This window comes from Bradyrhizobium sp. PRIMUS42 (assembly GCF_023006515.1).
Classification (GTDB): domain Bacteria; phylum Pseudomonadota; class Alphaproteobacteria; order Rhizobiales; family Xanthobacteraceae; genus Bradyrhizobium.
In genome coordinates this window covers 1-10,977 of record NZ_JALBGZ010000145.1, presented here as the reverse complement: position 1 = coordinate 10,977, position 10,977 = coordinate 1, and the positions used below count along the sequence as shown (strand labels likewise).

The 10,977-nt window shown below is 61.1% G+C and carries 15 protein-coding genes, 1 tRNA gene and 1 pseudogene; 5 read left to right on the top strand and 12 right to left on the bottom strand.

Translation table 11 applies throughout. From position 1 onward, the window contains the following. A partial coding sequence (locus MOV75_RS13945; RefSeq protein ID WP_247005996.1) for a hypothetical protein occupies nucleotides 1-526 on the bottom strand: 526 nt, incomplete at its 3' end. Between the two features lie 155 nt (nucleotides 527-681). On the opposite strand from MOV75_RS13945, the gene MOV75_RS13940 reads away from it, so the two are divergent. After that, entirely contained in the window at nucleotides 682-1,011 is a 330-nt protein-coding gene (locus tag MOV75_RS13940) for a hypothetical protein (RefSeq protein WP_247005995.1), read from the top strand. 175 nt (nucleotides 1,012-1,186) lie between these two features. On the opposite strand, the gene MOV75_RS13935 is transcribed toward MOV75_RS13940, so the two are convergent. From MOV75_RS13935 to MOV75_RS13895, 9 genes are all read right to left on the bottom strand, one after another. After that, nucleotides 1,187-1,540, bottom strand: a complete 354-nt coding sequence (locus MOV75_RS13935) for a hypothetical protein (RefSeq protein ID WP_247005994.1) — start codon at nucleotides 1,538-1,540, stop codon at nucleotides 1,187-1,189. Between the two features lie 15 nt (nucleotides 1,541-1,555). After that, nucleotides 1,556-1,714, bottom strand: a complete 159-nt coding sequence (locus MOV75_RS13930; protein WP_247005992.1) for a hypothetical protein — start codon at nucleotides 1,712-1,714, stop codon at nucleotides 1,556-1,558. Between the two features lies 1 nt (nucleotide 1,715). Then, nucleotides 1,716-4,019 carry a phage tail length tape measure family protein gene (locus MOV75_RS13925; protein WP_247005990.1) on the bottom strand — a complete coding sequence of 768 codons (2,304 nt, stop codon included), beginning with the start codon at nucleotides 4,017-4,019 and terminating at the stop codon, nucleotides 1,716-1,718. Further along, nucleotides 4,016-4,240 carry a hypothetical protein gene (locus MOV75_RS13920; protein ID WP_247005988.1) on the bottom strand — a complete coding sequence of 75 codons (225 nt, stop codon included), beginning with the start codon at nucleotides 4,238-4,240 and terminating at the stop codon, nucleotides 4,016-4,018. Before MOV75_RS13920 ends, MOV75_RS13925 begins: the two co-directional genes overlap by 4 nt. Next, on the bottom strand, nucleotides 4,237-4,752 hold the full coding sequence (locus MOV75_RS13915) for a hypothetical protein (protein ID WP_247005986.1): 516 nt from the start codon (nucleotides 4,750-4,752) through the stop codon (nucleotides 4,237-4,239). The genes MOV75_RS13920 and MOV75_RS13915 overlap by 4 nt, the downstream gene beginning before the upstream one ends. Nucleotides 4,753-4,757: 5 nt before the next feature. Continuing rightward, complete coding sequence (locus tag MOV75_RS13910) at nucleotides 4,758-5,492, bottom strand: hypothetical protein (protein WP_247005984.1); 735 nt, start codon at nucleotides 5,490-5,492, stop codon at nucleotides 4,758-4,760. A 36-nt stretch (nucleotides 5,493-5,528) separates the two neighbouring features. Beyond that, a complete protein-coding gene (locus tag MOV75_RS13905; protein WP_247005982.1) occupies nucleotides 5,529-5,723 on the bottom strand; it encodes a hypothetical protein in 195 nt (64 codons plus the stop codon). Between the two features lie 93 nt (nucleotides 5,724-5,816). Next, nucleotides 5,817-6,035, bottom strand: a complete 219-nt coding sequence (locus MOV75_RS13900; RefSeq protein ID WP_247005980.1) for a hypothetical protein — start codon at nucleotides 6,033-6,035, stop codon at nucleotides 5,817-5,819. 221 nt (nucleotides 6,036-6,256) lie between these two features. Then, a complete protein-coding gene (locus tag MOV75_RS13895; protein WP_247005978.1) occupies nucleotides 6,257-7,513 on the bottom strand; it encodes a site-specific integrase in 1,257 nt (418 codons plus the stop codon). 65 nt (nucleotides 7,514-7,578) lie between these two features. On the opposite strand from MOV75_RS13895, the gene MOV75_RS13890 reads away from it, so the two are divergent. Then, nucleotides 7,579-7,663 (top strand) — tRNA-Arg (locus tag MOV75_RS13890). 142 nt (nucleotides 7,664-7,805) lie between these two features. Beyond that, the gene (locus tag MOV75_RS13885) at nucleotides 7,806-8,033 is read left to right on the top strand and encodes a hypothetical protein (protein ID WP_246930503.1); all 228 of its coding nucleotides are present in this window, start codon (nucleotides 7,806-7,808) and stop codon (nucleotides 8,031-8,033) included. A 34-nt stretch (nucleotides 8,034-8,067) separates the two neighbouring features. Here MOV75_RS13885 and MOV75_RS13880 read toward each other — a convergent pair whose 3' ends face one another. After that, nucleotides 8,068-9,354 carry a hypothetical protein gene (locus tag MOV75_RS13880; protein ID WP_246930501.1) on the bottom strand — a complete coding sequence of 429 codons (1,287 nt, stop codon included), beginning with the start codon at nucleotides 9,352-9,354 and terminating at the stop codon, nucleotides 8,068-8,070. A gap of 117 nt (nucleotides 9,355-9,471) precedes the next feature. Here MOV75_RS13880 and MOV75_RS13875 point away from each other — a divergent pair, with 117 nt between their 5' ends. After that, nucleotides 9,472-9,699 (top strand): DUF2171 domain-containing protein, encoded by a 228-nt coding sequence (locus MOV75_RS13875; protein ID WP_027574503.1) that lies wholly within the window; start codon nucleotides 9,472-9,474, stop codon nucleotides 9,697-9,699. 631 nt (nucleotides 9,700-10,330) lie between these two features. Then, complete coding sequence (locus tag MOV75_RS13870; protein ID WP_247005997.1) at nucleotides 10,331-10,507, top strand: hypothetical protein; 177 nt, start codon at nucleotides 10,331-10,333, stop codon at nucleotides 10,505-10,507. A 290-nt stretch (nucleotides 10,508-10,797) separates the two neighbouring features. Here MOV75_RS13870 and MOV75_RS13865 read toward each other — a convergent pair. Further along, nucleotides 10,798-10,977, bottom strand: a pseudogene (locus MOV75_RS13865) (hypothetical protein); the annotation flags it as partial.

Below are 10,977 nucleotides of genomic sequence, written 5' to 3'. Positions count from 1 at the left end.
CGTGCAGCGCCGCCACCACGGCCGCGCGCGCCGCACCATGAGGCGCCAAGGCACGGAGGATGGCCGCCAGCACCTTGGCGAACTGCGGGCTGTTCACAATCGCCACGTTGTTCTGAATGTTGATGGTGCCCTGCGCGATCGTGGCAATTTCCCCCGTCACTTTGCCGATCTTTTCCAACACGCCGACGAGCTGGCCGGCTACGATCGCCGCGCCGCGCGCGTCCCCGGCCTCCGTGGTCGCGGCGAGCTGCGACATCAGCATTGTGCGCACGGCCCGGAAGTGGTCGAGCACTGATGCGCCCTCGTCCGCGGCTTTCGCGGCCAGGTCGGCGAGCTGCGCAGGCCCGACCAAATACGACGCCTTCATTTCCGCGCTGACGTGATTGTGCCAATGCCGCCCGATCGCATCTTTAGACAAGCCAAACTTCGTGGCCAGGCTGTCGAGCGATGCGCCGCCGGCACGCAACAGTTCGATCCGCCAACGCTCGTCATGAGCGCAGACGGTGCATTTAGGTCCAGATTTCATTCGCGATTTTCCATTGCGAATTGCGCCCTCAACCCGCATCACCGGCTAAGGGCGCAACATAGGCGCATCATGTTTCAGAAAGACGTTGTATCTCAACGCATTATAATGAGAGTAGAAGATATACAATCCGTTAATCGATGTCGGAGCGTGTCGAGGTGGGTGCGAAGGCGCTGGAAAACCGGTGCGAATTAAAGAATGCTTTGCCACTGATGTTGACCAAGAGGAACTTAGCAATGGTCGGACCGCAAACCAGGGAAGCGCTGAATAAACGAGCGCGCAGCGCCTCTGTTGTTATGAAGGAGGCTGCGGCAGTTCTCCAAAGGGCTCTAGACGAGCAGAGACCTCCGAAGCCGGCGAGGCTGACGTTTCTCGCGGGAGAACGGATACCAGAAACGGTGACGCTGCCGGGGCGCGCAATCGATAACATGATCGCCAATCTCTACCATTGGGCCTATGAGATCGATCGTTTCAGTTGGCCCAAATAAACGGTGACGTGCTCCCGCTTGAATTTCCATCTCAATATGATGTTGAAATCTAAGTCGTTGAAATTCCACGGACCGACCGGACCAAATTCGGACCGCGGTCCGACCGGTCCAGCGCCGGCCATACGGACCGACCGGACCGCCCCCCTATAAGGGCGGTACGGCGGTCCCGGTCCGGTCAGGTGTGACGTGGAGGAATAGGCGGAAATTGTCCGGCGGGCGCCGCCATGGGAATTGCAGCATGAGCGTTTGCCGTCTGGTCGATGATCCGCACAAGCTGGTCCTGAACGAGGATCAATTTATTGGCTAGTAGCTTCACCTGTCGGCGGTGCAGATCGCGCATCGGCTTTGCAGCGTCCGGGCTGACGCCACCGAGTGCTTCGAGGATTGCATTCGCTTCCGCGCTCGGCAGCCATTTGCCGTCGACCTTCTGCCAATACGTGCCGGTGGAAGGCTGAAACGCGACCAGGCCGCGTGCATCGGCCGGAGGCTCGGTGAGTTCGGGTGGCAAGTTATGAAGTTCGATTTTCATCTGTGGTCCCTGTGGTTAGTGTTCATCGGCGCGCTCGGGCCATTTCCAACGACACCACTCGGCATCCGCGTCGTTGAGATCGTCGAACGCCGGATCCAGCATCGTCGCGTCGACCGGAGGTGCCGCAAGCGGTTGCTCGCTGCGATCACGTTGCTGCTTGTGCTTCGGCGTCATCTCAGAGCATCCGCTTTTTTTTCGCGTCGGTTACGGCTGAGACAACGCGGCCCGGCAGCTCAGCCTTAAGCTGACGCAACTGCCCCTCAACGCGCGCGAGTCCGTCCTTGTCGGCGCCACGGGCATCGATGGCGATCGACACGGGCGCGCTCACGTTGCCTGGCGCAGTGCCGGCCGCCAGACGCGATACGGCGCCAGATGGGCTCAATGTGCCGCCGTCGGCGAACCCGGGCAGCATGGCGCGTGAAACGTGATTCGGGATGATCGTTGCGCCGCCCTTGTGGACGTTGATCAGTTCGGGGCCGCGCTCACCGACCACGCCCCAGCCGCCCGCAAGCGTGCCACCGTTCGCAAACATGGGAAATGACAGGCCGCCCGTGCCGGCACCGAGACCTGAGGACATGACCGGGACGCTGCCGCTACCGATGCCGAGCAGCCCGAGCAGGCCGCCTGAGGACGATCCACCGAAGGCGCTTGCGAACAGAGAATCGGCCGCCATCTGCATCAGCCGGTCGGAAATCTTCCCAAGCGCGTCGAGACCGGACGACTTGAACGCGTTCCATGCCGAGGCACCGCTGCGAATTTGCTGCCCGAAGCTGACGAAAAAGCTTCTATTCGTCGACATGGCGTCGACCATCACCGAATCGAGCTGCTTGCGCGCATTGCCCACTTCGTTGATGGCTGCTTGAAATTGCGGCAGCAATGACCCGGCCACCTTCGCTTGGTCGGAGAGTGCTTCGACGGATTTCGCGGCATAGTTGGAGGCGGCCGCAAACGCTTCCAGATCCTTCGGATTGACGATGCCTCTGTCGACCCACGATTGCAGCGTATCGGCGGCGGCCTTGCTTGCATCGCGGAAACTGAAAACGCCGATGCTCGCCTGTTCGGAGACGCGCGACATTTCCGCCTGTGCGCGGACCACATTTTTGATCGCTTCGGCTTGCTGCTTGGAAACGCCAACGCCCTGCAGCGCCGCCGCGGCGAGTTCGAGTTCCTTCGCCTTGACCTGATCCTCGACGGTTGCCAGGTTGCCGAGCAGCGCAATCCGCTGTTGTGCTTGTTGATTGGCGACCATCAGTTCGGCGGAGGTCTTGGGCTCGGCAACGCCCGCACGCTGGTTAAGCCCGCGCTGCAGGCCGTTCGAGTTCAACGGTTTGTCGAACGATCCAAACCGGTCGGCGAACGGCACGCCGAACTCGATTCCCATTTTCTTCGGATCGGAGTTGAGGCCGAGTTTGCCAGTAGTCTCCGTGAACTTGGTCCAAAAACTAGCATTGCCGAAGTCGCGCACTTTGCTCTGCAGCGTGTCGAGCGCATTGATGCCCTCAAGAATACCACTCTTGAGGTACTGGCCCATCTTCGTCGATGCGGTGTTCCAAGCGTCGTCGAACTCGCGAGCCTTGCGGATCAAGTTCAGTTCGGCCGATTCGTTGAATTTGATCGTGCCATCCGCGGCCGTCTGGATGCCCTTGGAGCCCTGCTCCATGTAGCGGACCCACGCGGCGTCGCTCGGCAGGCCAGCTTCGCGCAAAATCTTCTGTTTCTCGACGTCGCTCGTAGCGCGCGCGACCAGATCGGCAACATTCCCGAGGTAGCCGGACAGATCCTTGGCGCTCTTACCATTGGCTATCATCAGCGAATTCAGCGAGCCAAAATTACGCTGCGCCTGGTAAACGCCGTCGGCGAACCCGGTAATCCCCTTTTGGAAATCCTCGTTACCGATTCCCTTGAACGACGCCGACTGTTGTAGCGCGTGGATCTTGGTCAGGGAAAGGTCGGTCGAGCGGGCGAAGTCGTCGAGCGCCAGTTCCGATTTGATGATGCTGTTCGCGGCGACCGCGAAGCCCGTTGCCAAGAGTGCCGCACCGCCGCCGAGCAGGCGCATCGGCGTTAACACGCTGGCGATACCTGAACCAATTTGCCGGAGTGCGCCGCCGACGGTCCCGGTTTTGCTCGAACCGAAGATGTCCGCGATCTGCGCGCCCTGCTGCGCCAGGACCATGAACGGCGACTGACCCGAGACCAACGAAACGCCGACGTCCTGCAACTGGCGGGACAGGTTGATCATTTCGGAACGGGTGAGGCCGGTGGACTTGGCAATGTTCTGCATGGCCTTGTCGGCCGTCTCGGCGGCTTTGCCCACGGCTGCGACGTTGGCGCCGGTCGTCTTGGTCGCGGCTTGTAGCTTGTCCGCGCCGGCCGCTGCCGCGTTCGCCGACGCCTGAAACTTGTTCAGCGCGGCATCGGCCGTCGTGACTTGCGAAGAGTCAATTTTGAGCCCGAGTGTCGCAATATCCGTGCTCATGTTGCAGCTTCCAGTGCCATTTTGGATTTGGTTTCAATCTCGATTGCCGCGGCGAAGATGGCTTCCAGCAAATCCGCATCGGCGCCGGCTTTGAGTGCACGCAATTTGTCATCTGCGCGTTTCTTGGCGCGCTCGACGTAAGGGCGCTTGCCACCGTTTGCGACGGCGCGCAGTGCTGCGGCTTCGAAATCGAGGACGATGTCTTTCAGGGCCTCGGTCACGCGAAACCCCCGCTAAGGATGAATTCGGCAGCCGCGCCGTCAGAGTTCTTGCCCACGAGCATGGCACCGCTGGAATATTGCGCGCTGATAGCGGAGGCGCTCGACCGTTTCGTCGCGCCGGAGCCAGCCGCAACCGTAATGGTGCCCGTGCTCCACATCATAAAGCCGCAAGTGAAGCATTCAGGGAGATCACGAGGAACGGTAATCGTCACGTTCGACGTGTCGTCACATCGCAGCACCTTGCCGTTGTCGTCGAGGCTCAAGGCGCGGTTGCCGGTGAAGGGAACGACGTCGGTATAGAAAATGGTGTAGGTCGCGGTGCCGGAAATAGCCGTGATCGTCACGCGCTTGGCGGGATCGGGCAGGACCAACCGCCGCTTGTCGCCAGCCCGAAGCCACCAAGTGCGGCCACCTTCGATCGTGACCGATGCCTCGCCGGCCGTCGAGACTTCTAAGGTCCGATCGGCCGGAACCATGATTGTGATGGAGTTGCCCTGCGAGACCGACGACATTGCGATCACTCCGCCCGAATGCCGTGCCGACGCCGATGCTCGGAAATGATCGCGTCGAGATCGTTCGGATCCGGCTTGGTCGGCTGTGGCGGTTTGGCGATCTCCGCGTCAATTTGAGCGCGGAACGCGTATTCCTCGCCGGGCGCAAAATCAGCAGCCTCGGTCAAAGCCTTGTCGGTTTCCTTAACGGCCAGTTCGGCAAACTGGAGCCCTTCAATTTCTGCGCGGACCGCTGCGACCTTCTCCGGATGGGCCGTTTCGATCAACTCGGAATGAAGTTGCTCGTGCACGCTGCGCGATATGCCGCTAACTTCCGGTGCGGCGCGGACTATGGCCGCGACCATGCCAGGCGAAAGCTTGCTCAGTGTGTCGCGCTTCTCCTGCGGCATTGCGCGGACTATGGCTCTCATCTCCGCTTCTCGCATCTCCGCGATGACATCGCCTTTTTCGATCGGCGGAAGCGCCAGAGCCTTCAGTTCGGCCCGAGCCTGTTCTGCTATCCGACGCAGTTCGGCCTTGCTGCGGGCGATCTCGGCAAGCGGATCGCGCAGTGCCGCTTGTTTTGCATTGCGCTGGCCCGCTTCGTTCAAATGCGGGTTGCCCGCTGCCGTGGAAGCAGCCGCAGCGGCGGCGTCGCGAATGTCGAAGGCTGCCTTGCCAATCGCCGAGATGCGCCGGGACGGAATGCGCTCCTGATTCAGCGAGTCGAATTTCCGGATGAAGATATCGCGGGTGGACATACGTGTTCCTCTTAGAATTTGTGAATTATGCAGCGATCACTTCCGCTCGTCGGGCGGCATGGTCGTGGTGACGCCGTTCACGGTCGACGACATGGGGATCGGTTCCGGAGAGACGTGATGACCGAACGAGCCGTCGCTGCTCATGCGGTGCTGGCCGCGCGTGTCGACGTGATGACCGAAAGTGCCGTTGCTCTCGACGAGCGGAACGGCGGGAATGCGAATGGTGGACATGTGAACTCCGTGGATGTTGAAGGGGTGGCGCGGGACCGGCGAGAGGAACGCACCGACCCCGCGCCGTCAGCCGCCGACGAGCGGCGACTTAGCTCACGCGGCAATGGGTTCGCGCGGCGTGTTGGTGGTTTGGAAGCTGGCGAGGAAGGTTGGGATGTGCAGGCCCCAGCGGCCGGCCACGTTGCGGGCGCCAGGCACCCGGCCGCTCTGAAGCGCATGAAATGCGCCCTTCTCGGTGCGGCCGATGACCTTGCCGATGGCTTTCGCGCCCCAAACGAACTGATCGTTTTCGGTGCTGCTGATATTGGACACTTAGCGAGTCTCCGATCGGATCGGTGCTCGCTCGGGCAATAAAAAAGCCGAGGCGAGCACATTTACTGTGCTGGCTCTCGGCTTGCGTCACGCGTGCCGTTCGACGTTCGTTGGTTCAGATCGGGGTGCTGTGCCCTATGACGCCGTCTCGGCGCTAACCTGAAAACTACTGGTCTAGATGACTATCACCATAAACTACCACCAAATTCCTAAATGAATGGTTAACCAAACTCCCCTTCGGCCGCGGCCAGTTCTTCGGCGTGGTCGGCGCGCGGAATCAGATGCGCGTAGGTGTCGATCGTGATCTGAATGGACGCGTGCCCGATGCGCTCGGATAGCTCTTTGAGGTTCAAGCCAAGCCCTATAGGTGGCCGCGCGAGGCACCAGCTCGCGAAGTAATGTCGCAAACTGTGCGCACCTGTGTACTTCGCTTTTACCACTGGCTTCCCGTCCTCATCGCGCTCCGGCTTCCCGCTTGCGTTCAGCACCGGCACCGTGATGCCGGCCTTTTCCCAGGCTGGAATGAGGCCGCGCTCGATGATGTTCGAATGCGTCTCGACCTTTCCGGATCCATTGGGGAAAACGAGATGCTGTTGCCCATCGTCCTTCGGACATTGCAGCTTCCAAGTCTTGAGTGCCGCCAGGGTTTTCGGCGGGATCGGCACATTCCGCTGGCTGTCCGCAGATTTCGGATTGCCAATCGTGTTGTAACGGTCGGCTCGTTGGCGAACATGCAACTCGCTCTTTTTGAAATCGACGTCCTGCCATTTGAGTCCACGCAATTCGCTCGCGCGGAGTCCACAGCGAATCGCCGCAAGGAAGAAAGCACGCCACCGCTCGTTGTCGGTCTGCTGCAACAAGGCGTCAATTTCGCGCGGTTCGGGGATATCTCGGCCGATGACCAGCTTGCGTTTTTGGCGACGCTCGACCTTCCGTTTTCGGCGGCGGTTCGCCGTCATCGAGCGGACGACATTGTGCCCCACCTTCCCGCGCTCCAAGGCGTCGCTGAGCAGGCTCGATAGGGAAGTCGTCACCTTCTTGACCATCACAGCCGAGCGCGCCTCGGTCTCTCGCTCGCCCGGTGCCGGCACGCCATTGCGGAGCCGATCTTGCCATTCCCTAACGGCCGCGACAGTCAGCGCCGGAAGCTTCAAGCCACCTAGATAGGGGTTGATGTGGAACTTAAGATGCTGCCGATACTGATCCACCGTTGATCGTTCGAGATCGCCGCAACCGTCAATCCAAAGGTCGCCGGCTTCCTCAACGGTGATGCTGCGGCTCGTGGGCGTGTGGACGCCTTTCTTCACATCGATGCGAACTTGAGCCTGGAAATCCTCGGCATCCTTTTTGCGGTCGAACGTCTTGATGTGCCGGCGCCGTTTGCCGCGGTCATCGCGCTCCGCCGTCGAATATTGAACGACGTAGGCGGAGCGTTCTTCGCCGGCCTCGGTTTTCCACGTCCGCTTTCTGATCGACATGTTGCGCCCCTCGCCCATTCGCGAATTCTCGGGAGCATACGGGAGGCGCAACAAAAGCGCAACATGATCCTAAATTTATAAGGTATTTCAATGCATGATAGCGGATTTCTACTCCGCGGGTTGCAGGTTCGAGTCCTGCTGGGATCGCCAGTCTCATTCTAAGTTCACCGGCCTTCACGAACGCGTGGGTAACCATACGACGGCCTTTGAACCGGGCCGAACAGCCCTATCTAAGCGCGGGGCGAATTGCGCCCGGTCAAGGACTCCGATGCTTCCAGCCGAATGGACGAGAATGGCCATCGCATCTGCGGTGGCAATCGTCGCTATGTCGTTTTTGGCAATCGACGCAGGCGTTGTGAACACCAGTGTGGTCACGAAGCCCATCAAGGTGGCTCAAGCATCGATCATTGGCGCCGCTATGGGCCAGCATCACCTTTCCTTTGCCGTCCAGGAGTGGGCGCGTCCCAACCGCGACAACAACGAAAAGCCGACCTTGGAGCATTGCCTGGCGATCGACTGATCGAGACGCCCTCCTCGCCCTATCGCCAAAATACTCAAGCTTCACCGCCCGCGCACTGATGGGCCCACCACCACCGCGCAATCGCCGCGGTGAGATCGTCCCACATGTCCGTCGGCAAATCCGAGGCCGCCACCCGCACGCTGTATTGGTCCGTGGTCGCGTCGTGAAACCACTCGGTCGCGGCGAAGTCGAAACCGAAGCTGCCGGCGTGGCGGATCGGGAAGCCTTCTGCGCGCAGCTCGTTGCTCATGTCCTCGGCCGCCTGCCGCGCGCTTGCCTCGTCGAGGGGACGCTTGCCCCGGAGGGTAACGTAGAGACCGTGGGTGAAATGGAGTTCGGCCGAGAGCGCCGGGAGCTTCGCAGCAAAATAGCGAGCCATGCTTCGGCTGTTGCGCAAGATTGCCGCTACGCGCCGCTTCGTGAGGGCCAAGTAGGCCGCGCTGCCCACGAAGGGCGGGAAATGCGCCGGCAAGGCCGCGCCGCCGAGCAGTCGCACCGCGTTGCGCGTTTCGGACGCGAGACGTGTCCATTCAGGGCGTCCTGCCCGCTGCCGGGGCTCATTCCCGTGCACGAAGACGGCCGAGCCGAGCCGGCCATATTCCGCCCCGAGCGAATCGAGCTTGTTGTGGCTTCGCACCAGCACCAGCGGAATTCCGTATCGCCGGGCCCATTTCAGGACCCGCCTGATCCGGCCCGAACGGCCGGCGAAGCAGGTCGTATCGAAAACAAGGAGATCGAGACCCGAGCCGTCACTTCGGAGCGCGGCCTCGAAAGCGCCTGCGAGAGAGCAGGAATCCAACAGAAGAATTCGCGGCGAATTCCCCGAAGCACACGCATCGCCCAGCGGCAGGCTCAAAGCCACGAGCCGCAAATGAGGAACAAAGCCCCGGATCAGCTCCAGCGTCTCGCCATAGGAGCCTGGAAGCACCAGGATATCAGCCTTCTCGACAATCTGCGCGGAGGCCAGCAATACGGCGGAGATCGCGGCCATGCCTGAGGCAGTATAGATCGCCGTGCTCGCGCAGCCGCAGTCGAACTCATAGAATGAAGGCCCGCGCACCGTGAGGTCCGCTCGCTGGTAGTCGTAACTGAACTCGAAGGGCCCGCTGACGCGATCGGCCGTATGCGACCAGGCTGTCTCGGTCGCCTTCCAGTCGTGCAGCTCCTGCTCCGCCCTCAGCGCCGCGGTGATCTGGAATTTGGACCTGACGATATCGTCGACGGAACGCGGACGCGCCAGATCAAGCCGATGTCTCAGGCAGTCGTTCAACAGCCTGAGCTCCTCATGCTTCCGTTCCAGATAGGCCTGAATGGTCTCCATGTGCGTCTTGGCAGATCCGATCGGAGGTTCAACGTGCGGAAAGCGCCTTGGGTCCAACGCCAGTCTGCTGCAACGAACAGCGGAGTCGGCAGTTGAGACCTATGCAAGGAGGACAACATGGCTGACATCAGAGAGCACATGAAAATCATCGGCAAGGACGGCGCACATGTCGGCACCGTCGACCGCGTCGAGGGCAACCGGATCAAGCTGACGCGCAAGGACAGCCCGGAAGGTCACAAGGACCATCATCACTATATCGACACCAAATATGTCGGTGCCGTCGAAGGCGACGTCGTCAAGCTGTCAGTGAATGCCGACGCAGTCCCGAAGACGGAAGCCGCCTAAAACACTGAGCCCCTTCGGGGGCTTTCATCGAAACGGGGCACAATAATGCAAAGACAGCGTGGAACGAGATCACGATGGGTACGTTGGAATGCACGAAATCAAGTGGTGCCGACCTCCCAGCCCCGGTCGGCTTTGAAGGGCCCCGTGCTTGTCCCCCGAGCACGGGGCCTTCCCATGTAGATCAACGGGCCGAGCGACCTCGGCCTGTGATCGTCAAATCTCCCCGAGAAATTGCCCTCAGTCCGCCCGCTCGTCGCGCCGATCGCGGGCGAGCTCATTCCAGGCCAAGGCCAGCTGGATCAAGCGTTGCCGATCGACGCCTTCCGATGCCGCAGCCCGCTTCATCGCGGCCTCGGCTTCATGCCGTGGGTCGTACCTGGTACACATGAGGTCTACTCTAGCCGGCCATCTGGACAAGCGCGTGGCAATTTCGTCCGTATGATTGCGGGGTCACGTCACGGTTTCCTGGCTGGACGAGCGCGCGGGCACCCCACCTCACCGTATGCATGCGCTGATTGCGAAGCCGTGAAGATCAGCTTCATTCTTACGATCTGTGAATGGCGTCACAGTCTCGGCCCTGCACCTCGGCTAAACATGGTCTCGACGCTTTCAGGAGCGCGCGAGGACATCGATGGTGTTTTCCGTCATGACACAAGACGCAGCAGCCTCAGCCAACGTCCCGACGCAACGACACAGGAGCGATCTGGTCGGCGTCGCCTATCTCGGGACCATCGGCATCGTGATGCTGGCCTGGATCGCCGGCCTGGTCTGGGGCGCGATTGCGTTCTTCAACTGGCTCGTGTCTTGACGCGAGGGTGATCCGTCCCCCTGCAAGGGTCGCCGCCGGAATCGTGCGCTAGAGCAGGCAGTGCAGCACCTGCCCAAGCTTGATCCCGCCGCAAACGATCATGGCCCAAAGCGCCAAGCTGATCTGGATTGCATCCAGCATGTCTCACGTCCCCGCGAATCATCCCGACATTTTTGTTTTGAGACTTGCGTGAGGCGGCAACGAGCGCCAGCGCCAATTTGACGCAATTACCGGCGCGCAAGAAAAAGGCGGGCCGGGGCCCGCCTCTGCTTCAATCCGGCTTGGAAAGCTCAGTAGCAGGCGCGGGGATCGGCTTGCACATACTGGCCGCTCGGATAGCGGTAGTAGCAAGTGCCCTGCGCCCAATAGTAACCGGGCTGGGATGCGGCGGTGGCGCCCGCGATGGCTCCGGTTGCGCCGCCGAGAACCGCGCCGGCGGCAGCCCCTGTTGCATTGCCCGAGATCAGTCC